Annotated in this window: 13 protein-coding genes; 5 read left to right on the forward strand and 8 right to left on the reverse strand. The window is 61.0% G+C overall.

Annotated features, from left to right (window positions below):
- Nucleotides 1-116 precede the first annotated feature (116 nt).
- Nucleotides 117-5,930 carry a DUF3320 domain-containing protein gene (locus HUK73_RS16115; protein WP_176593060.1) on the forward strand — a complete coding sequence of 1,938 codons (5,814 nt, stop codon included), beginning with the start codon at nucleotides 117-119 and terminating at the stop codon, nucleotides 5,928-5,930.
- A gap of 145 nt (nucleotides 5,931-6,075) precedes the next feature.
- Here the strand turns inward: HUK73_RS16115 and HUK73_RS16120 are convergent, their stop codons facing one another.
- The 8 genes from HUK73_RS16120 to HUK73_RS16155 form a co-directional block, all read right to left on the reverse strand.
- Nucleotides 6,076-7,131 carry a nucleotidyl transferase AbiEii/AbiGii toxin family protein gene (locus tag HUK73_RS16120; RefSeq protein ID WP_176593061.1) on the reverse strand — a complete coding sequence of 352 codons (1,056 nt, stop codon included), beginning with the start codon at nucleotides 7,129-7,131 and terminating at the stop codon, nucleotides 6,076-6,078.
- A complete protein-coding gene (locus tag HUK73_RS16125; RefSeq protein WP_176593062.1) occupies nucleotides 7,124-7,735 on the reverse strand; it encodes a DUF6088 family protein in 612 nt (203 codons plus the stop codon). The genes HUK73_RS16120 and HUK73_RS16125 overlap by 8 nt, the downstream gene beginning before the upstream one ends.
- A 140-nt stretch (nucleotides 7,736-7,875) precedes the next feature.
- Nucleotides 7,876-8,982 (reverse strand): relaxase/mobilization nuclease domain-containing protein, encoded by a 1,107-nt coding sequence (locus HUK73_RS16130; RefSeq protein ID WP_176593063.1) that lies wholly within the window; start codon nucleotides 8,980-8,982, stop codon nucleotides 7,876-7,878.
- On the reverse strand, nucleotides 8,975-9,511 hold the full coding sequence (locus HUK73_RS16135; protein WP_176593079.1) for a plasmid mobilization relaxosome protein MobC: 537 nt from the start codon (nucleotides 9,509-9,511) through the stop codon (nucleotides 8,975-8,977). Before HUK73_RS16135 ends, HUK73_RS16130 begins: the two co-directional genes overlap by 8 nt.
- A 278-nt stretch (nucleotides 9,512-9,789) precedes the next feature.
- The gene (locus HUK73_RS16140) at nucleotides 9,790-10,695 is read right to left on the reverse strand and encodes a ParB/RepB/Spo0J family partition protein (RefSeq protein WP_176593064.1); all 906 of its coding nucleotides are present in this window, start codon (nucleotides 10,693-10,695) and stop codon (nucleotides 9,790-9,792) included.
- Nucleotides 10,695-11,459: a ParA family protein gene (locus tag HUK73_RS16145; RefSeq protein WP_176593065.1), complete on the reverse strand. Its 765-nt coding sequence runs from the start codon at nucleotides 11,457-11,459 to the stop codon at nucleotides 10,695-10,697. The genes HUK73_RS16140 and HUK73_RS16145 overlap by 1 nt, the downstream gene beginning before the upstream one ends.
- A gap of 13 nt (nucleotides 11,460-11,472) precedes the next feature.
- Nucleotides 11,473-11,649 (reverse strand): hypothetical protein, encoded by a 177-nt coding sequence (locus HUK73_RS16150; protein WP_020820482.1) that lies wholly within the window; start codon nucleotides 11,647-11,649, stop codon nucleotides 11,473-11,475.
- Nucleotides 11,650-11,835: 186 nt separating this feature from the next.
- Nucleotides 11,836-12,228, reverse strand: coding sequence for a DUF3768 domain-containing protein (locus HUK73_RS16155; RefSeq protein ID WP_176593066.1), 393 nt, complete (start codon nucleotides 12,226-12,228; stop codon nucleotides 11,836-11,838).
- A 506-nt stretch (nucleotides 12,229-12,734) separates the two neighbouring features.
- Here HUK73_RS16155 and HUK73_RS16160 point away from each other — a divergent pair.
- The 4 genes from HUK73_RS16160 to HUK73_RS16175 all read left to right on the forward strand — a co-directional run bounded on the left by HUK73_RS16160 (nucleotide 12,735) and on the right by HUK73_RS16175 (nucleotide 21,699).
- Nucleotides 12,735-15,848 (forward strand): SNF2-related protein, encoded by a 3,114-nt coding sequence (locus tag HUK73_RS16160; protein ID WP_176593067.1) that lies wholly within the window; start codon nucleotides 12,735-12,737, stop codon nucleotides 15,846-15,848.
- Nucleotides 15,845-17,584 carry a hypothetical protein gene (locus tag HUK73_RS16165; protein ID WP_255326383.1) on the forward strand — a complete coding sequence of 580 codons (1,740 nt, stop codon included), beginning with the start codon at nucleotides 15,845-15,847 and terminating at the stop codon, nucleotides 17,582-17,584. Before HUK73_RS16160 ends, HUK73_RS16165 begins: the two co-directional genes overlap by 4 nt.
- A 67-nt stretch (nucleotides 17,585-17,651) precedes the next feature.
- Entirely contained in the window at nucleotides 17,652-19,253 is a 1,602-nt protein-coding gene (locus tag HUK73_RS16170) for a hypothetical protein (RefSeq protein WP_369805534.1), read from the forward strand.
- Nucleotides 19,231-21,699: a hypothetical protein gene (locus tag HUK73_RS16175; protein WP_176593068.1), complete on the forward strand. Its 2,469-nt coding sequence runs from the start codon at nucleotides 19,231-19,233 to the stop codon at nucleotides 21,697-21,699. The genes HUK73_RS16170 and HUK73_RS16175 overlap by 23 nt, the downstream gene beginning before the upstream one ends.
- The last annotated feature ends 131 nt before the right edge of the window (nucleotides 21,700-21,830 follow it).

A 21,830-nucleotide genomic window follows, 5' to 3' on the forward strand; every position in this document is an offset into this window, starting at 1 on the left:
TGCGAATTGATAACGGTATCTTGGGGGCTATCAATAATCACAAACCTACATTCGATGCGGGTAATTGATATCCACCCCCGCCTTTTCCGGCTCAATCCGGAAGGGGCTGCGACGCCATGAGCGGATTTGACATCATAGCTGCAATGCAGGCTTTGGGGCTGCCTGCCGCCTTGGCGATTGAAGAAAATCTCCGCGCCATCGAAGACCTTGTCGATTTCCATTACGATGATCACGAGCGTCTGGGCCTCATAAGAGGCGAATTGCACAGATTCCGGCACCCCGTGGCGCGCTCCATTGTCGCGCGCATCGACTCCCATATGGAGAATTTTCAGAACTTCTCGTCAGAAGAGCAAGATGATTTGCAAGTTGGAAATGAAATGATGGCCACCCGAGCAACGAAAGGACCGGAGCTGACGGCCGCGCATGCTCGTTTGATAAGCCTGATAGACTATGTGGAGGCCACCGAGCGCGACCGACTGAAGGTCGAACTCGATTACCGCAGCCACCGCGGCTTTGTCGCTACGGAAGATGAGGTTGCCGGACTGCCTGGCGTGTCGCTCGATCGGGGGTCCGGGGATGATCCCGTCTGGCTGCGCGTTGAACGGCTCGCCAAGATTGCGCCGCCCGCGCCACCGGATCAGGAACTGGCGCTGTGGCTGTCCCTGCGCGACGATGTAGCAGCAATACCATCACTCAAGGTGGAAATCGCCACAGCCGGCCTTGTCGCGCTCGAATTGCTTGACGCGGAAGAAGCGCCGGAACACATCGCCCTGTCCGATTATGAGCGCCGAGACAGTGTCGAAGCGGCCTTCCATGCCTGGCTGGAAGGGGCATGGAGATTATGGGCAGAACGCGAAAAGCCCCGCCGCGAGACCATCAAGCTGTACAACGCCCTTTATATGCTGCGCCAGCAGTTGGAAGGTGTAAGCGACGTCCCGCTCGAACTGGTATGCGGCATTGGCTTTGCAACGCTGTTCCGCAACGGCCAGCGTTTGCGTTATCCGCTGCTGTCGATGACCATGGAGCTCTCACTCGACGAGCAAACCCATTGCATCGAAGCGCGTCCACGCCTTGAGGCCGATCCCGGCCTTGAGATCGATCCACTCGACCGGATGGGACTGCACGCGCTGGACCAATGGCGCACAGCCACGGAAAGATTCCTAGCGGCACTAGACGAGGTGGCGCTCTCTCCCTTTGCACTCGAAAGCTTTGAGCCCGTGTTGCGCCAGGCCTCGGCCCTGTTCGATCCAGATGGCATTTATGTGCCGGATGCCAATCCGGCCGAGGCGCGGCGGATACCCTCGGTCGACACGCATTTGCAGGTCAGCACCGCGTTCGCCTTCTTCCAGCGCGAACGGCGCGCAACGCAGCTGATGGAAGATCTCCGGCGCTTCCGGGCGGCCATACAGGATGGCTCGGAGGCCCCCGATCTCCCTGCCGCCGTTGCCGCCCTACTGGTAGAGCCGTCCGACACAATCGAAGAACCCGAATACCCGCAATTCCGTGGTATATCGACCATTCCCGGCGTCACCTCGTCGGACGGCTCGGGCAGGGACCTGTTCTTTCCCAAGCCGTTCAATCGCGAGCAGGTGGAGGTCGTGCAACGGCTCGAAGTTCGCCCGGGCGTCGTGGTCCAGGGGCCACCGGGCACCGGCAAGACGCACACGATCGCCAACATCATCAGCCATTACCTTGCGCTGGGTAAGCGGGTGCTCGTCACCTCCCAAAAGGCACCCGCCTTGCGTGTCCTGCGCGACAAGCTGCCTGAGGCGGTGCGACCGCTTGCGGTGAGCCTGCTCGACAGCGACCGCGACGGTCTGAAGCAGTTTCAGGAGTCGGTCGATATCATTGCTGAGAAGCTCCAGCGGCTACGCCGCCATGAGCTTGAGCGCCAGATTTCTGACCTCGATCATCAAATCGACAACCTGCACCGCAGCCTCGCCCGTATTGACAATGAAGTCGATACGATAGGGCGAACGGCAGTGTCGCCCGTCGTGCTCGAGGGAGAAACGATCGAACCCGTGCGGGCGGCGCGCATGGTGGTAGTCGAACCTGAACTGGCAAATTGGTTGCCGGATAGTGTTGATGCCGAGCCCGAAAACGCTCCCCGTTTCAACGATAGCGACATCGTGGCGCTCAGACAGGCGCGGCGGAAAGTTGGGCAGGACATCGGGTATTTGGGCGTTCCCATTCCGAAATTAGCCAGCCTGCCTTCCATTGACAGCCTGCTGCCCGTTCACCGCGATCTCTCCCGGGCCGAAGAACTGCGCCGACAGATCACCGCAGGTACGTTGCCGAACCTTAGAATAGCGGAAGGGGAAGCTGAAGCCCAATTGGCCGATCTTGCGCATGAGCTGGATGAACTTGGTACCCTGGATACGAAAGTGTCATCGGCACCATATACGTGGACGGCGGATGCCATTCGCGGCGCTAGGACCGGCGAAGACCAAGACATGTTGGCGGCGATTGCCCGCCTCCAGCCAGAGATCGACTACCTTATCTTAGAAGGGAGCCACTTCCTAACCCGGCCCATCAATATGCCAGATGACGCGCTCGACGATGAAAAGCTGCTTGAAGCGTTGCAGAGACTTTGTGAGGGTAAAGCGGCATTAGGCTTTGTCGGCGGTCTCTTCGCCGGGAAGGTCAAGGCAAAGCTGGCGCAGGTTACGTTGCTTGGCGAGGCTCCGCGAAACGCGGACGAATGGCTCGAGATTCAACGGTTCATCGACGGTATCAAACGCTCGCGCAAGCTTCGCCAAGCCTGGAACCATCTCGTTTCGTTGGGCGTGGGCGACCAGATCGATCAGGATGGCCTCGCGATTGCGAAGCGCATGCGCGCACAACAGCAACACCTCGAAAATGTCGGCGCGCTTGTCACCCAACAGCAGCTTGTCGATGGCCGGGCGCGGAAGATCATTGCCAGCTGGGCTCTGTCGGTATCGGAGGGTAGCCCATCCACCGTTAGGCTGCGTGAGGTGGTCGAGACGCACCGGTTGAAATATCGGCTCGAGAGCGCCGAATCCATACGCTCCAAATTGATCGCTTCCCTAGCATCGGCCGGTGGCGACATTGCCCGCGAGTTGCAGGACTATGTAGTGCGCGCTTTGGGCAACCCGGATGTCTCTACCGAAGCCTTCCATTCGGAATGGCAAGACCTGACCCTCAGACTTGCTCACATCGAAGGTCTTTCAGAGGCTTTCGAAACGATCCAGACCGTTTGCACAACCATTTCGGCATCGGGCGGCTCTCGTTGGGCAGAGGCACTCCGTTCCGAACCAGTCGAAGGCATGGAAGACAGCCTCACCCCGGGTGATTGGGTCAAACGTTGGAAGCTCAGGCGACTTAGCACTTGGCTTGCACGCATTGATCGTCATGCTCGTTTGCAGGAACTTGGCTCTGAGAGAGCCGAAAAGGAGGCCCTGCTCAAGGAAGCCTACGAACGTTCGATCGAATTGCGGACCTGGCTCGAGCTAAGCCGGAAAGCGACCGATGGCGTGAAGGCTGCTTTGGCGGCCTATGCGGATGCAGTTCGCCGGATCGGCAAAGGCACGGGCAAACGGGCAGGGCGATATCGCCGGGAGGCACGAGCTGCGTCCGATCGCGCCAAGGGGGCTCTGCCTTGCTGGATCATGCCGCACTACCGGGTGTCGGAATCTTTGCCTGCCGATCTTGGCCTGTTTGACGTCGTCATCGTGGATGAAGCTTCGCAGTCAACCGTGGCAGCTCTTCCGGCATTGTTACGCGCCCAGAAGATCCTCATCGTGGGCGATGACAAGCAGGTAAGCCCCGAGCTCGTTGGGCGCGATCAGGCCCGCGCTGATGAACTCGCCAGCAGGCACCTCGGGGCCCAAGTAGCGGATTATCGTTCCTGCTTGCGGGAAGAGCAGTCCCTATACGACCTCGGCAAGGTCGTTTTCGCTGGCGGCGCCATCATGTTGACGGAGCATTTCCGCTGTGTCGCTCCGATCATCGAATTCTCAAAAGGCCAGTTCTACGGCCATCGGCTGACGCCGCTGCGATTGCCGACGGCGTCCGAACGGCTGGATCCGCCTTTGATTGACGTTTTCGTGGAGGACGGCTTCCGCAAGGGAGACGTGAATGTTCCCGAGGCGGAATTCATCGTCTCCGAGATCGCGGCGATCGCGGACGACGAAAGGATGTCGAAGCGAACGATCGGCGTCACCACATTGCTGGGTCAAAACCAAGCCGCGCACATTTACAAGGAGATCGAGCAGCGCCTCGGAACTGAGGTGATGGAGCGCCACACAATTCGGGTAGGTGATCCGACCGCTTTCCAGGGTGATGAACGGGACATCATGTTCGTCTCGCTGGTGGCACAGCGGGAGGATAGCCCGCTCTCAGGCAATCGATATGAACAGCGCTTCAACGTCGCCTTGTCGCGAGCTCGAGATCGAACCTACCTTGTTCGCTCCGTTGAGCTGGATCAGCTGCGCACGAGCGATCAGCTGCGTCGATCCCTCCTGGAGCATTTTCGATGCCCCTACCCGGCTGAAACATCCGACCTGAAGGATCGGCGTGATCGGTGTGAATCCGATTTCGAGCGAGAAATGTTCGACTTGCTTTGCGAACGCGGCTTCCGGGTCAACACTCAGGTCCGTGTCGGAAACTTCAGAATCGATCTCGTGGTCGAGGGTGACAATGACCAGCGCATTGCCATCGAATGCGACGGGGATCGCTACCACGGGCCCGACAAATGGCCAGATGACATGATGCGCCAGCGTATCCTTGAGCGTGCCGGTTGGACGATCTGGCGTTGTTTTGCCTCGCGTTTCGTTCGCAATCGGCAGGCAGTAGTCGATGAAGTTGCCGCATTTCTTGCCGCGCGCGGAATTAAACCGGTCAACGATGGCGAAGAATGGATAAGCCGTCATACGGAATTGCGGACTTGGCGGCTTCCTTGGCCTGATGACACCGAGCCTGTACCTGCGGCAGAGCAATCACCGGCTGATGGTGGTGCAACCGCTGATGCTTGGCCGGAGCCAGCTCAAAAAACGGATGTCCTTGGCGCCGCCGAAGCGCCTGATTCCAATGTGAACTTGACGCGTGTCACCGAGTCACAGGTTCAGAATGCCATTCTCAATCTGATGTCTGATAAACGCGTTTGGTCCAATGGTGAGTTAAAGAGGGCGCTTGTGGGCGTCTTGGCTCTGTCCGACGCAGATCGGGCAACCGCAAACTTTCGCCCGGGCGAGGAGAAGTGGGAAGAACTGGTAAACAATGCCCTTTCCCCTTCTCGCGGAAATTCGCTTCATTCAAAGGGCTTGGTCAAGAGCGCAGGGCGCGGCCTGCATGTCCTGTCTGATGGCGATATAGCGGGGCCCGTCGACAAAGCCGCCGTGGTTCGCCCCTCCAACCCCGAGGATGGCGAGAAAAGTTACTCGCCTCCTGCAATCGAAATCGGCACCGAATACCAAATCGTCTCTTTGGTTGTTCCATTGGAAGAGGTCGAACAGATCTATCAGCCAGAGTATAAGCCAAGACTTGAAAGGTTGATCGATGCCACGCTTCAGGCCGAGGCGCCAATGTATGAAGACATCCTGATTGAAAGGATCGCCCGCGCTCACAAAAAGGAGCGGGCAGGCCGGATTATTCAGGATATCGTCACGCAGGCAATTTCCGATCGTCATCCATCGGTGCAAGAAGATGGCCGGAACGTGGTGTTCCACGAAACGATGGATACTGATCAGTTGGTTGCGTATCGACCGGCCCGATCGGATTGGCGATCTCACCGAGACATTCCTCTCATTGAACTCGCGAGCCTGGCTTTGCCTCTTGTCCGGAGAGGCAAGGCGGAAGCCGATGTCCTTGCCCATTTTGCACGGACTTTCAGCTTGGCTCGATTGCGGGAGCCTACGAGGAAGCGGTTTGAATCTGCTATCGCAATTGCAAAAGCGACGCGCGAGAATTGATCTCAGGCTTGTGAACGCCCTGCGTGATCGCGACCGTGCAAGAAAGCTGGCGGCCATCGAACGTGGGAACCCCACTCCTGAGGCTCAGACTCCGGTGATTTAACATAAGATATATTATCAGTTTTTTCTGTTTGTTTTCAGTGAGTTATTGATTAGCCGCGTTGATCGCCTGCTCTATGCGGGCCATGCCTTCGATCACCGCGTCAAAGGACGGCGGCGCCGTCATGAACATCTCGCCCATCGCGGCATAATCGTGGGCGAGCCGGTCCATCATGCCCTCTGTCGGCAACAGCCGCAGCGATCCCAGGACAGCGGTCTCGTAGGACGCGGACTTGTCGGCGAACATCAGGCTTTTGTTGTGGACCACCTGCTCGAGGAGTTCCGGCCGTGCGAGGGCCTCGGCCGTGACGGCAGCCCCGTCGAGCATCAGCACATCATAATAATGGCGCGAAAGCCCATCGCGCAGCTTGGCATTATGATGGAGCGCGTGGAGGATCGTAACCTTCTCCCAGAAGGTGCGCTCGACCGCCAGCGTCGGCACGTCGGTTGCGGGATCCGGTAGCTCGTCGGGGAAATCCTCGGCCAGATAGGGGATGATTGGGCGCATGGCGAAGGGCTCGGTATCCCCGCGCGCGCCAAATTCGAGCTTGATGCGCGGCTTGATATAGCCGCCTTCGTCCCCGCCCCCGTAATTCTGGCCATAGGCAAGACCATAGTCCGAAGTACGGGGATAGACGAAGAGGACGGTCTGCTGATCCTTGTCGTCGGGGTCGAGCGACAGATGCCAGCCTTCGCTCGTGCCGAGCGCCGCTCCGATCTCGCGGCCAAGCACCGGCATAGCGATCGTCGCGACATAGGCCTGGGCAGCCACTTTGAGATCCTTGGTCCGCCGCTCGCGTTCCTTGCCGCTAATCCCCGCCTCCATCGGCGACGCCACCTGATCGAGGAGCGGCGCCGACCGGCTGATGGTGAGATCGATATCCTCCGAGAAGCGCTGGATGATATCATACGCCTTGGAGAGCGACGTGCCGCCCTTGAAGGTCATATGGCCCGCAAGGTCCACGGCACGAACAAGGCGCCGCAGGGTCCAGCAGACCCAGAAGTCTTTCTCGATTATGATCGGCGTGAGATCCCGGCGAGCCGCCGCTTCCTCGATATAAGCGCGGCGATCCTCGGCCGGGCGGCGGGCGAACTCATCCATGGCGCGCCGCCTGAATCTTCAGGACAATGTCGCCCATCCAGCCCGGCATGGCCGGGCGGGCCGCAACGAGCGTACGCGTACCAGCATCGTCAAGCCGCGCGGCGAAGCGCCCGATCGCATCCGCGTCGATATTGCCCTTCCCTAGATGTGCGAGCGCCTGGACGATCGCATTCACAGATTCCGGCGCGTCGAGCACCGGCGCACGGCTGTGTTTCAAGGTGACGCTGCGGCCGCCAGCCTTGGCGGTGCGGGTGCGACCGCTGGTGGCGTAGCTCGCCCGGGCAGGCACCTGCGTCGAGAGGCCAAGGCTATTGGCGGCCGCCGCCCCTGAAGGCGCGAGCGCATCACCGCTCTGCGCGGAGAGCGCCTGGGCAACCTGTCCGGGATCCGGGCTCAGGGTACCAAGCTTGTCATGCTGGCGGGGATAGTCGTAGAGACCGCGGCCGATCCGGCGGATGTCGCCGGCATGCGCGAGACGCGACAGCGCCATATCGACCGAGCCGCGCGTGCCAAAGTCGACGAACTGCTTGGGCGTAAACACCCAGCCACGGCCCTTGCCGCGCACACGCTTCATGATCCGATCAGCCACCGCAGACATATCCATGCTCCTGTCTGTTAGATAATAGCATGGTTTTTTCTAACAAGCCATGACCGGAGATAGCGCCAGTTTTCTTGATTTTCCGGGACATTCCATTCACATGGTAGCGAGAACATCCCTTCGCAAGATCAGTCACCCCATGCGAATCAGCGCTCCCGCCCACGCTCGGGTGGTGGCCGCTCGGGGCCAGCTCCACCCTCCAGTTCTCGCGCCGGATGTGTCGCTTGCCGCCCCTGCATCATCTCGCGGGCCAGCGCGAGACGTCGGGAGACCGCCGGCGGCATAGCCGCCAGGAAGCCCGCAATCTCGTCGGAAAGCGCTTGGTCGTCCGCCTCGCCGGTGCGTGCGAGCGCCACCGCCGCCTCCGCATAAGCGCCGCGTATCTGCTTCTGGCGAACCAGCGCCATCACGTCTTGCGGCCGCCGTTCCTCGTCGCGCGCGCGCGCATAGGCTCGGGCGCGCAGCACGTTGAGTTCATCCATATTGAGCCGGCGCCCCTCCTGACCGATCCGAGCATCGAGATGCAGCGCCGCTGAGCGCACACGCTTCTGGACGTAACCACGCGCACGCCTGGGCGTCGCCTCAGCCGCGATCCCGCGCGTACGTAGCTCATGCGCGAACGTCTCCCGCATATGATGGAGGTCGGCCTTGCGCGGATTGAGTCGCGTGCCGTCCGCACCTTCGGTGGCCACCGTCAGATGGACGTGCGGATGATCGGTGTCGGTGTGAAGCGCCAGCATATAGGCGTGATTGTCTTCGAACAGGATCCGGGCGAACGCCTGGGCGGCATCCTGCAGCGTCTCGGGATCGGTCGAACCGCCGGGCATGGAAAGGACCAGCGACAGCGAGGTCGGCCGGTCGCGGCCATGCTCGTTCATCGCCTCGTCGAACATGGCCCAGTCCTGCGCGATCTCCTTCAGCCGTTTGGGATCATCGATGATCTCGCCCTCGCTCGAGCGCACCGCAAGCTTCCCGTGCCGCGCAACATAGCCGAAATGCTCGGAAAGATGATGCGCGCCATATTGCTTACCCGAGACCTTGACCATGACCTCCGGGGCCTTGCGCACGATCCGCTCGAGCTTGGCCCGAGCCTCGGCCTGGCTCAGCGGCGCGGCGCGCGCCTGCCTTCCCCGGCCCGATCCGCCTCGCCCGACGCGGACATAGGCTCCCCGCAGTGTCCGTTTACCGCCGGTGGGCGGCCGCCATGCCTCCATGAGGCTGGGCAGCGGCAAGATGCCCTCCTCCTCAAACATCGAGGCTATCCCAATAGGCAAGATCGCCCTTGAGCGCAGTGCCAAGACCGGCAAGCGCCGTCCGGATTTCCGTCCGAAAGCTTGCCACCCGCCCCGCCTCGCGCGCGACATCGAGTCCGGATTCCACCATCACCGAGGCATTGAGCGCACGCGTTGCCTGATTGAGATTGATGCCGATCCGGTTGAGCTCGCGCCACGCCTGAGCCACTGCCGCCCGTTCTTCGAGCGGCAGCGGTGCCGCCGAATGCAGGCGGCACCGCACCAGCCTCGTCACCCAGTCGGTTCGCTTCATACCCAAAGCATCGGCCTCGGCATCCAGCGCGGCAATTTCCGCATCGGTCAACCGGATCTCAAACCGCCGCGTTGCTCGCTCCCGTCGGCGAACTCGTCCCGGCCTCCCGCCCTCCTCCGCGTCCACTGCATTCATGACGAGGCGCCGCAGCAAAGCCGAGCGGCCACCGGCGCTCTCCGCCACAGCATCGAAGCGCTGGGCGACTTCTTCGTCGAGACGGAAGGTGAAGACGGGCATGCATCGAAGACTATTGTCATACATCCCCGGCGTCACGCCTATCCGGCCCTCACCTTCACTCAACTCATCTGATAGTCTGCTTGAGCAGACTTCGACCATTCTTGGCAAAATGCGCCTATCATTCACGCCTGATCCACGAAGGGCGGCGCCAACGGCGCCGCCCCAGCTCGGACCTACGGAAAAGGCCGCACCCCAAAAGGGGCGCGGCCGACATACACACGAACAGGATATGCGAACGCGGAGGAAGAGGGTCAGAGCAACGCGACGTCGGGGCGTCCCTAAGACGCGGCGCACAGTCGTTCGGCCGCGATCTCTTGCCGGGATCCATCGCCGAAGATCACGACAACACGCGGGTCAAGGACAAGACGCGCGGGACGGCCATCGACTTCGACGGCAAGACTGACCTCTGGCGTTTGCGCCGCACGTCGCGCAGCAAGCTCAGCCCCCGACAGCGGTTCGGGACAGGCGACGGTCACCGCAGCGGCCTGCAACGGCGCTACTTCGATACTGGGAGCGTCCGTCTTTCCCTTCAGCCCGGCAATGAACCGTGCGCCTTCCGCCAATGTCCCGCCTTTCTCATCCCAGGCAGCGACATAGGCCTCGACTTCTGCAGGATAGTCCCTGGCTGTGCGATGCAGGTCGTAAAGCAGCCGGATCGGCGCGCGCGGGAGCTCTTCCCTGAGATAGGTAGGCATGTCACCATAGGCCGCATAGAGCGAGACGAACTGCTTGGAGCGGCCCAGCGCAGCGGCGATCTCGACCTGGCTCATGCCGCCCTTGAGCATACGGGCAATAGCATGAGCGAGCTCGACCGAAGACAGGTTCGCACGCTGATCGTTCTCAACGATCTGATCGGCGAGCAGGTGGCTCCCTTCCCCCTCGGCCACGATGATCGCCGGGATCGTCACCCGGCCCGCGAGCTGGGAGGCACGAAAGCGTCGCTCGCCCAAACGGATGCGATGCAAGCCCGCGGTGTTGGCGGGCGCAACCGTGATCGGCTGCAAGACCCCGCGAGCCGCTATGGAGGCCGCAAGCTCGGCCAAGGCGTCATCGTCGAAACTGCGCCGGGGATTGCCGGGGTCGGGGATGACCCGATCCAGAGGGATTTCCTCGACCCGGCGTGCTGTTTCATGCGCGCCGACGAGCAGGCCGAACTCCTCAATGCGTTCGTCGAACTTACCCATCAGACAAGGGCCGCTGGCGCTGAACCCAGCCGCCGTTCGATCTCGGCAAGGATCGGCCGAATTTCCTCGGCCGCCGCCTTGGCGCCGCCACCACCTTCCATCCAGACCGGCCGATGATTTTCCGCGGCATGCTTGTAGGTCGGTCGCGCCTTGATGAAGGCAGGGAACATCAGCCGCTCGCCCACTGCGTGGGCGAGCTTGACGGCATTGTCCATTTCGCGCCGGTCGAACGGGTTGACCATTGATGGCAGCAATCCGAGGAAATCGATCTTGCGCCCTGCCCTCGCCGCCTCGGCCTTGCGCAGCGCGGTCAGCAGCATCTTGGCGCATTCGACCGAATCTTCGGCGACCTGGACGGGCGCGATCACTGCGTCAGCGACCGCGAGAGCGCTCAGGGTCAGCTCGTCCCATTTGGGGCCGGTATCGATCACGCACAGGTCGAAATGGGGTGCGAGCGCAGGAAAGCGGCCGAGAAAGTCACGCACATCCTGCGCCGCCTTGATCATCTGCAGACGCTGGTCGGCGGCGAGCAACGTGAGTCCGGTCTGGCCGTCGGCGGCAAACGCCGCCGACGGATCGAAGAGATCGGACGCGAAGCCACCCGGCCGCTCGCCGGCCAGACGGCGCGACGAACTGCCTTGCGGGTCTAGGTCGACGAACACGACCCGGCGCCCTGCCGCTTCGGCCAGATACCAGGCGAGATGCGTGGCGAGGAAGGTCTTGCCCACCCCGCCCTTGAGAAGGCTCACAGCGATCGTTCTCATCGGCGCGGCCAGCTCAACAATAGTCGTCCGGACCGTCGCGCAGATTGCGCTCATAATGGTCACGCGATGACCAGTCGCCGCCACCGCCGATGCCGGGACCGACATAGCGGAAGAGATAGACGGTGAGCGCAAAACAGCCGAACGCAAAGAGGATCGCGTGATCGGGATGGGCGGCGAAATAGGCGGACATGGCGGCAACTCCTCAAATGGTCTGATCCCGCGTCGGCTCACAGCTTTGCATCGGCCGCACGGGGGCGATGCTGCGGTGCGGCCTCCCCTCCCCAAGCGCGCTTGGCGCTTGGACATTCCTCGCGCGCAGTCTGCTCAAGCAGACTTTTCACGGCCATCCCCCCGATCAGGGGGATGGCCGTGCCGATCAATATTCCTCGGCGAGTAGGATCGTCAGAACCCGAGTGGTGACGTCGGGATTGGCCGGATCGGGTGAGCCCCAGGCAAGCTCGAGATCATAATAGTCGATCTTCCAGTAGAGAACGGCGCTGTCATATTCGAAGCGACCAAAATCATGCTCGCCCAATGGATCGTTGTCGGGATTGAAGCTGTCATAGTTTTGCACCGTGCGCAGGATCTCGGCGCGTCTGCGAAATCCGCGGAAGAGGGACACGTCACCGACCAGCGCGGCGACGCCTGCGGTCATGACGATCTGGTTTCGGCCAGGGCTGCATATAGATCTCCTCAGGCTGTCATTCAGTGCGGCGATGCGGTCGATCCGCTCGGCTCGGTCTGCCGATTGTTGGGAAGGCTGCGACATGGCTGTGACTCCGGTCTGGATCAGCCCCGCCCATCGGGGCCTTCCGACAGGCGCCCCAAGGGCGGCGTCATAGCGGGGTCGTGCACCCGGAGGGTCACAACGCAGTGGAGAAGCCCGCTATGCGGGCTTGCTCGGCCCCGCGCGCCGACCAGGAAGCCGACAACGGACAAGGAACCGGATGGCGTTGCTCCTCCCCGGGTATCGCACCTAGTTGGCAGACGCTGACCGTCGCCGAGCCGCGCGGCCTATCGACCGCGACAGAATTTGTCACCCCTTCGAGCTATAACAGCCCCACCCAGGACGACGGAGGATCGATTCGATGAATTTCCTGCATGTCCGAACGGTCAGGGAAGTTACTTCCGCCCGTCGCAAGAGAGGACGGCGCAGATCTATCAATGCCAGCACCTTCCAAGTGAATGGCGCAGATTTTGAATGATTTAACATTCGCCTGACACTTGACGCTGTCGGCTTTCTATTGATCATCCTGTGAGGGGGGAAGGTTCACTATGTTCGAGGCAGGGGAGCGGGTACGACTGAAAAACGATCCGGCGGTTGTCGGTGTCGTAACCGACCGGCCGCCCGAAGAACGAGCAGGACGCACCTTCTTCCAGATTGAGCTTCCGACAGGCCGTCGAAGTCTGCCGGCAAACCAGCTCGAACATGTCCTGGCCGCCCCCGATGCGCTCGTGGATCTGCGAAACGGCAAGCTCTCCGCCCCAACCGACTTGCGACGCGCTCTGACCCATCTGCGCATGACGGGCCGCCTTGCCGACATGATCTACAGCATGGGCGCGACGAACACCGAGTTTCACGCATACCAGTTCAAGCCGGTCCTCAAGCTCTTGAACGCGCCCTCTCGCGGACTGCTCATCGCCGACGAAGTCGGTCTCGGTAAAACCATCGAAGCAGGGCTCATCTGGACAGAGCTTGTGGCGCGGAATCACGATTGTCGGCGACTTCTGGTGGTCTGCCCCAAGCCGCTCGTCGAAAAATGGCGTGCTGAGCTGCGCAACAAATTCAATGTCGACGCGCGTATCTGCGGCGCCGCCGAGTTGCTCGACACGCTGCGCGACGACCAGGAGCGTCGCGAGGGTTTTCAGGTCATCGCATCGCTTTCCGCCATCCGTCCGCCGCGCGGGTGGGATGATCCTGACGAGCCCGCCTCGGGTGCGCGTGCCGACCTCGCGCGGTTACTCAATGATTCGGCTCAGGATTTGTTCGATCTCGCGATCTTCGATGAGGCGCATCATCTGCGCAATGCTGAAACGATGAACCATAAGCTGGCAAAGCTTGTGACCGATGTGAGTGATTATTCGCTGTTTCTTTCGGCCACCCCGATCAATCTGCGCGCCAACGACCTGCGCGCGCTCTTGAAGCTCATCGATCCGGACACATTCGAACGCGAATATCTCTTCGACATCCTCCAGGAAGAAAATGTCCCGCTGGTGCGGGCTTGGGAAGCGGCACGCGATACGCGCGTGCCGATGCACGAATTGGCGGAGCTTGTCGGGGATCTGCCCGAGGGGCGGGTTCTCAAGACCGGCGAACGGCTGAAACGCCTGCGCGAAGAGCTCGAAAAAGGCATCGTCGATACCCCGGCAAACCGCGTGAAATTGGCAGCACGGATCGAAGAGATGTCGCTGCTGGGATCCACGATCAATCGCACGCGCCGGCGCGATGTTGCGGAATTCAAGGTCGAGCGCCGCCCCCAGACGGTAAAATGGCCGATGAATGAGGCGGAAGACGCCTTCTATCAGCGGGCGACACAGCGCATCGAGGCATATGCCTTTGCCAACGAAATCAACGAGCGGTTCCTGCTCGCCCAAACCCAGCGGCTCCTCGCCTCGAGCCTGGCCACAGCCTATCGCCATTGGGGCGAACGAAGCGGTTTCCTCACGCTCGACGAGGAGGACGATGCATCACCCCCTGGAGCGTTGCCAGGCCCGCTGATTAGCGCGCTTGGCGAAATCTGCGATGACCCTGCCGTCCTAGCGGGACTGGAAGCCGCCGATACCAAGCTTGCAAAGCTGCTCGATTGGCTGCGCCAGTTGCGCGAGCGGGATCCCGATCAAAAGTTCATAGTCTTCTCGAGCTTTCGCCGCACCATCAGCTATCTCGCCGCGAAGCTCCAAGCCGCCGGCTTTGCGATCATGGAACTCCATGGCGGCATCAAAGCCGACCGCCAAGAAATCGTCTCGCGTTTTGCCGATGCTCCCGCAGGCACGATCCTGCTGACGTCCGAGGTCGGCGGTGAAGGCCTCGATCTTCAGTTCTGCCGCATTCTGATCAATTGGGATCTGCCTTGGAACCCCATGAAGGTGGAGCAGCGGATCGGTCGTATCGACCGTATTGGCCAGCGATCGCCGTCAATCGACATCATCAATCTGATCGCCGCTGAAACGATCGAAGAGCAGGTCTATGACCGGCTCTATCTGAGGCTGGGGATCATCCAGGAGACGCTGGGCGACTTCGAACCCATCCTGGGTGAGATCATCCGCGACATCGAATTCATCCTGACCAACCCCGAGCTTTCTCCAGAGGCACGGGCACGTGAATTCGATCGCTCTATCCAGGCTGCAGAGCAGAGGAAAATGCAGGCAGAGGAGCTTGAGCGGGAAGCCCCTGGGCTGGTGGCGCATGGCGACAGCATTCTTCAGAAGGTCAAGGAAGCCTATGCGCCGCACAAGCGGCTGACCGAAAGCGACCTGCGCGATTATATCGCCGGCATTCTGGTCAATACGTTCGAGGGCACGCGCTTCGAACCGATCAACGGCATCGATATCGAAGCATATGACGTTCGCCTGTCGCCAAGAGCGCAGGCCGAATTTGGGCACTTTCGGAATCTGAAAGCCCGGCGCTACCCGACCCGCTTTTCTCGAGACGCCGCCAGCGGCGTGAAAGCCGTGTTCGGCAGCAACCCAGACCCGCTGCGCCATCGCAATCTGGAAGCCATTCCGATGACCCATCCGCTGGCGCGCTTTTGCGCCCAGCTCCTCGACGGTCGGCAAGTCGGTGTCGCGCCCCGGCCCGTAACCGCATATCGCGTGCCTCATCAGCCGCATTGGCCTCTGCCCGCAGGCCGATATGTCGTGGCAGTCGAGCGTTGGTCGATCGATGGCCTTTTGCCTGTCGATCGCCTAGCATTCGCTGGCGTCGACTTCGCCACCGGCACAAGCTTGGAAGAAGATGCCGTCGAGCAAGTGCTGATGGAATCGCTGGCCAGCGCCCCTCAGCTCCGACATCTCGAACCGGCCGATCTACCCCATGTCGCGGATGTGATGGCATCGCACCTTTTGCCGGCACTCAAGGAACGCCGAACCGACTTCGAAGGGGCGGAAGCCGCCCGGCACTATGACGACGTCGCCACCCAGCGCGCGCTCATCACGCAGCACAAGGAACGAGAGAAAAGCAGGGCCGAAACCCAGATTCGCGAATTGCGCGCCTCGGGCAGCGCCAAGAAAATGAACATCACATATGCCATCCGAGGCAAGCTGAATGCCTTTCTCGCCCGGATGGATCTCAAGCTGGAGCAGATAAACCGTAAGGAAAATGACCTGAGCTTTGATGAGCCGATGCTCGTCGGTATCGCAGTGGTCGAGGTCGCGGAGGCCGGCGCATGAGCAGAAAGGGCAAAGGCTTTGCAAGCCTGGCTGATGCCGCTTCCGCCCTGATGGACCTGCGCACGAGCCTGGCCGGAACAAATGCCCCATCTCGAAGCCCTGACCGAAAGCCCCAGGCAGCGGGCAGCGAGTTTGCCGATATCGAGCAACAAATGCTCGCGAAGCAGGCGGCGTGCCCTCCTCTTTCAACTCTTCCGGCGCGGAACGGGGCAGGCCAGCGAGCCTCCAAACCGGGGACCAAAGCGCAGAAAGCAAAAAACAAGAAGGCCCAGCCACAACCCAATTCCAAAGGCCCGAAGAAAATCATCCTCAAAGGCCCAGGGATGAAGGCCGCCTATCAGGCCATCCTGGAAGCCGAGCGGGCCGCTGCGGTGAAAAAGCCAACTCCCGCCGCGGCAAAGCCTGCGCCCTCACGGGAGAAGATATTCCGCAAGGTCATTGCGGCGGTAAGCAACACCACGCCAATGATCGAGCCACGTCCGGTTTCGATCACGCCCCAGAACCAGGCGATGATCAACCGCGCAATCGCTGATGGCGCGGCGCAGCTCGCAGAAAAGCCCCAGCCTGACCTCGCCGACGGCTTTATCGTCGGCTTCGATTTCGGAACGAGTTCGGTCAAGCTAGCCGTGAGCCAGCCTTATCATGCGGATAACCCGACCAAGGCCATGCCCGCGCCCGATGGCCTACAGTCCTTCGGCCATCCTTATCTTTGGCAGACCGCCTTATGGCTTGACCCCAAAACTGGTCGTTTTTCGCTTTACCCCCTGCCTGGCGCGATAACACTGGAGGGCTTCAAAACCGGTATCATCGGAGCCCATGGGGGCGAGCTGGTGAGGCCCGGCGTCAGCATCACCCGGGTCGAGGCGGCTGCCGCCTTTCTCGCCCTTCATTTCGCGCATTTCTTCGGATGGTACAGACAGGCCAAGCCGCTCGGTCCGGCAGGTGCGGATCAGTTCATGGCCGTGAATGTCGGTATCCCGGTTGCCGCGCATGACGATGCAAAATCCTTCTCGATCTTCAAACGGATCGTTGCCGCAGCTGTCGAGCTCGCCCCTTTTGCTTCGCAATTGACCTCAGATTTGGTCCGGCAGACACATTCTCGATCGCCGGACCGATTGCCGGCAGGCTTTTACCTCGTGCCGGAATTGACCGCAGCAGTCGCGGGCTATGCGTTCGCGCCAACCTCTCAACCAGGCTCCCACATGCTTGTCGATGTCGGGGCGTCGACACTCGATATCGTCGCTTTCAATCTCGTGGGGCGCGAACGTGTCGCGGTGTTCTCAGCCGCCGTCGAACTTCTCGGCGCCGCCGCGCTAGACAGCATGCTTAGTCGCCAGCTGAACGCCGAAGATTTTAAGCGCGCATGCGACCATGAATTCGAGGAGGTCTATGGCCGGGCGCGCTCGCCTGAACGCGCCCAGGACGGCTTTCACGCCGCCTACCGCAGAAAGCCGGTCCAACTGCTCGTGACCGGTGGCGGCTGCAAAACAGAAGTCCATGACCGGTTCATCGCTGAAATGCCGACGGAAAGGGTGCTGGGCGCAGCCCCGACGATCCACCCGCTCCCGCCGAAGGCCATGACCGACATGTCATGTGATCGATCACGGCTGCTGCTCGCCTATGGCCTGACCCGCGATCTACCAGATCTTCCTGAGATCAGGCTCCCATCGCAAGTGCCCTCCATCACGCCGCTGGTGCGGATGGAACCCAGCTTCGTCGGGCCGGAGATGACATGATGCTCGCGCATATTCTTTGCCGAGCCACCGCCTAGAACCACGCCAATATGATCGTGGAATTAGCAAAGTGGCATTCTCCAGCGTCAATATAATGGAAAATGGAAACGAAGTGAGCGTAGCACTCGAATTATCTGAACAGGACGGCGATCCCTATTGGACGAAGACCGGCAGCTGGACGATGGGCCTCGACCCTCTTGGCCTCCAGGCAACGAGCATCAGGATTTACCAATCTCTGGTTCCGAACATCACGAACATTACCAATCGCCTCAGATATTATGCCTATTTCCCATGGTTGATTGAACTCTACGAAAAGAAGCACCACTCGGATGATCCAGCCCGCTTTGCCCGCTTCATGAGACGGGGCGAGGCGCTTTACGCGCTCGCGACGGTCGTCAATGATATGGACGGCAGCGATGGGTTGGGCGGAGCAAATTGGGCCAACCAGCAGCGCGACGTGGCACGCAGCAATGGCATCGACTTCAGGCCGTTCACCGACGACCGAACATCCGAGAAAACCTATCTGCAAGCGGCGCGGGGGAACTATGGGGCGGCTTATGCGCCCACTTTGACCGAAATGGGCTGGCTCACCGCATCCTCCGTGCCGGTCACCCAGGGTCAGGGCCAGCTGGTTTCTGCCGCTTTTGCAGGTTCGATCGGTCCGATCGCAGATGAGATCGAGACCGTCCTGCTTTCTGGAACAGCGACATCGCAGCAGCTCCAAAACATTGGTGCGGCCATCCACCCTGCACACATTCCGCACGGTTCGCCCGAACAGGCCGCGTTGCGCGACTTTCTGCTCGGGCAAGGAGACCAATCCAAGGCGAGTTTAGCGCGCCGGGCGTCCATCTGGCTCGTGCTCGACCTCTATCGCAACGGCATCGAGCCTGGCGACATCGACGGGTTGCGCCAGGCGCTTTACACGCGCGCGCTTCCAAACGGGCAACCGTATCAGCCCCCGGGCAAGACCGTCGACCGATGGCGCGCCTATCAAGCCAATGAATATGGACATATTGCCCTGGAGTGCGCCCTCAATGGCCTGGTAGGCCTGCAATGCGAGAGCTACACCAACGGCATCGAACCACGACAACTCGTCGCCAAACTGGTCGATGAGGCGATCCCGCAGAACACATCAACCTGGTCGGATTGGGCGGAGGCTCTGGTCGGGCTCGCCGACATTGACGAGGCGCTTCACGCCGAAGTCGTCCTTGAAAATCTGAGGTCGGGCTTGCAGCCAACACCGGAGACACTACTCGATGCATTCAAGCTGCTCGGCATCCTCTGGGCGAAATGGGCCGAGAACGACGGAAATGTCCGACCTATCATCGCCGCCGCAGCCGGGCGTGACGGTCGGTCGCTGGACGGCATTTTGCGCACGCTCGATACGGCACGACAGGAGCCCGTTCAGCAAGCGATCGCCGCTGTTCTGTTCAGGCATATTATCATCGATCATCAGATCATCGCCGGCCGCAAGCTTTCGGCGGCGGGCACCTTCACCTATCATTTCCTGGTTGAAGACGGACTGCTGAGCGAAGGGCGGTTGGGGGAGTATGGCTACACCACGCCCCGGCTCTTCAATCTGACCCGGGTGCTGCGCGATGCGGGATATCTGCATGCCAGCGGCGTGACAGCGGACGGGGAGGCGTTCCTTGAACAGAATCAGCCTCTTTAAGGATCTGGCGCGGACCGGATTCCATACATCGATCACAACGACCTACTCGGTAGACGCGGCATTCTATGATGGATCGCTCCATCATCGGCTGCGCAGCTATGGCTGCGACAACAACATCCTCATGGCCGATGCCAACATGCTGCAGCGCGCGATCGCGCAGACACCGGAATCCTTTGCGCGAGCGGGCTCAGCCTATGCCCTGCTGCCGATTTCCGTGCCCGGCGCTTTCCATCCGAAGGTCAGCATCCGCTTGGGCAGCGATGCCGGTTGCGTGATCATCGGTTCAGCCAATGCGACGGCAGCGGGTTGGGGACGCAACCGGGAGATCGTCGGTCAAATCGAATGGTGGCGCAAACGCGACGATGAGGATGCGAACGCCAGTCGCCAGCTGATCCGCAAGGCCTTCGACTATGTCGCGCCCTGGTTGAAGGACGCTGGGCTTGAAGCGATGAAGCGCAAGCTTGATCTGATCGAACGCGATGCGGCCTGGCTGTTTGAGATAGACGCCAATGACGCGCCGCTCGCGCTAAGCGATGGCTCGCTTGTCGATTTGCTGTGCGAAGCCGGAAAAGGCGAGGCTGGCATCCTCACGCGCCTGGCTGGGCTTGTCGGCACCGTGCCCGTAACCCGGCTCATCGTCATGTCCCCTTACTGGGACGCAAATCTCGATGGGTTGCTCGGCCTGATCGATGCCATGCGCCCCCAGGAAATCATTATCGCGCTCAGCGCCCACCGGCCCGAATTCCCACTCGATGGCTTGCCGCTCATACCCGATGCCCGGTTCGCAAGCATCTTTGATGGTAATGACCGCGCGCGCTTCATCCATGCCAAGGCTTTGCTCATCCAGACCGAGCACTGGGATCATCTCGTTTATGGTAGCGCGAATTGCTCAGATGATGCCCTTGGCCTCGCCGACAAAGCGGCCCGCAACGCGGAGTGTTCGATCTATCGCCGGCTCAAGGCGGGCACCGGCCTAGGCGCTCTGGGTCTGGATATTTCGGTGCCGATTGATCGTAAGGATCTATATCCGCAAGCCAAGCAAGTGACCGATACCAAGTCCGACGCGGGCATCCCTCCTGGCACGTTGGAAGCCGCCGGCAACACCATCCGATGGACACCCTCGAACCGCATTACGGAGCCGGAGGGTGCCACCCTCGTCATAGCAGAGGGTGAATTTCCATTCCATCCGACCCGCAGCCGTGGCCGGTCAGTCGAGCTACCCAGTAAGCCCCGCCCTCCTCTGATCGCGCGGGTGCGATTGGCCGATGGAACGCTGACCAGCGCCGTCATCGTCAACGATGAGGTCAGCTTGACCCATGCCGCGCCTGGCATGGGCGACAAGCGCCTGCGCTCAGCCTTTGCGAAGGTCGAACTGGAGGATGGCGACTTTCTTGAACTGGCAAATCTGGCCGCCATCATATTTTCCGAGACGCCGCAGGGCCGACGAAAAGCGGTGACACCTGCCACGTCGGCGGGACGGGCAAGAACGAAGAGCAGCAGCGGCGATGCCGAGCACGAAATCTATGATTATGATAGCCCGGAAGCTTTCCGAACGGCCATGGCAGCAAGTGTCCCGGCGACGGGCGACAGCGGGCGGCTCAATTTTGATGATCCGGACGCGGTCAATCTCCTCAGGATCATCTTGCGTGGGATCAACCAGCCCCAGCAAGAAGAGGGTGATGATGCCGACGACGATACGCTCTACACCGACGAGATGCCGCAAAGCGAGGATGATCCCGGCCCGGATCATGGCAACTGCTTAGAGGATCCATCGGGTAGCGAAGACTGCAATCCACCTCCGCGAGAGCCACGGGTTTACCGCCGCGATGAAGCCGAGAGGCAAAGCCTCGACATTTTGAAGGCCCTGGATAGCTTCGAGGCCTATATTGCCCGCCTGGCCGGCGAAGAGACGCCTCCGCCACGCAAACTCACGGCCGAAGTCTGTTTCATCCTTCGGTTGATGGTCGAAGCCTGCCGCCGTCCCCTCCAGATCAAGGATGGCGATCAGCGCAACGAGCTCTTCGCGCTCGACCTCGTTCCCAAGCAGCACGATCGCGAACGTGCCTTCGTCGTTCGCGCCGGGCGTATCCTTCAACGGCTGTGGCTGGGAAGCCGATCGGAAGCAGCGCTGCTATCCCGTATCTCTATCGGGCAGCATCAAACCGAGCTGCCCTATGACTGTTTCGCTCTGATCGTATTAAGCCGTTGGGCCCTTGCCCGCTCGGTGATGGCGGCCGACGGCAGCAAGCAAACGCAGCTTGCTGCATTAGTAACCCGCAGCACGGTCGCCATCTGGAAAACCACCCAGAGCTGGCCCTCGCTTGATGCCAGCGCCGAACAGGATTTCGTCCGCAAGCTGGACGGCGCGCTCGGCATCGAGCCAGAAGAAACGGAGCGCCTTCTCACTCATTATGGCCAGCTCAGCCAGCAGATCCAAACAGGCTGAAGGCGTGTCGTCACCTGCGGGTGGTGATCGCGGAGGCCAAGTTGATCACCGATCCGGACTGAACGCTCCGGATCGTGACTGCATCTGGGACGCTTGAAACGCACCGCCTCATCTGATTTCAGCGACAGAGT

The organism is Sphingobium sp. EM0848, assembly GCF_013375555.1.
GTDB lineage: Bacteria > Pseudomonadota > Alphaproteobacteria > Sphingomonadales > Sphingomonadaceae > Sphingobium.

What these genes read in the sequence shown, in the direction of transcription:
- HUK73_RS16145 (WP_176593065.1), bottom strand. Translation starts at nt 11,459, where the DNA reads ATGAGAACGATCGCTGTGAGCCTTCTCAAGGGCGGGGTGGGCAAGACC.
- HUK73_RS16165 (WP_255326383.1), top strand. Translation starts at nt 15,845, where the DNA reads ATGAGCAGAAAGGGCAAAGGCTTTGCAAGCCTGGCTGATGCCGCTTCC.
- HUK73_RS16140 (WP_176593064.1), bottom strand. Translation starts at nt 10,695, where the DNA reads ATGGGTAAGTTCGACGAACGCATTGAGGAGTTCGGCCTGCTCGTCGGC.
- HUK73_RS16125 (WP_176593062.1), bottom strand. Translation starts at nt 7,735, where the DNA reads ATGGATATGTCTGCGGTGGCTGATCGGATCATGAAGCGTGTGCGCGGC.
- HUK73_RS16150 (WP_020820482.1), bottom strand. Translation starts at nt 11,649, where the DNA reads ATGTCCGCCTATTTCGCCGCCCATCCCGATCACGCGATCCTCTTTGCG.
- HUK73_RS16115 (WP_176593060.1), top strand. Translation starts at nt 117, where the DNA reads ATGAGCGGATTTGACATCATAGCTGCAATGCAGGCTTTGGGGCTGCCT.
- HUK73_RS16160 (WP_176593067.1), top strand. Translation starts at nt 12,735, where the DNA reads ATGTTCGAGGCAGGGGAGCGGGTACGACTGAAAAACGATCCGGCGGTT.
- HUK73_RS16130 (WP_176593063.1), bottom strand. Translation starts at nt 8,982, where the DNA reads ATGTTTGAGGAGGAGGGCATCTTGCCGCTGCCCAGCCTCATGGAGGCA.
- HUK73_RS16155 (WP_176593066.1), bottom strand. Translation starts at nt 12,228, where the DNA reads ATGTCGCAGCCTTCCCAACAATCGGCAGACCGAGCCGAGCGGATCGAC.
- HUK73_RS16120 (WP_176593061.1), bottom strand. Translation starts at nt 7,131, where the DNA reads ATGGATGAGTTCGCCCGCCGCCCGGCCGAGGATCGCCGCGCTTATATC.
- HUK73_RS16135 (WP_176593079.1), bottom strand. Translation starts at nt 9,511, where the DNA reads ATGCCCGTCTTCACCTTCCGTCTCGACGAAGAAGTCGCCCAGCGCTTC.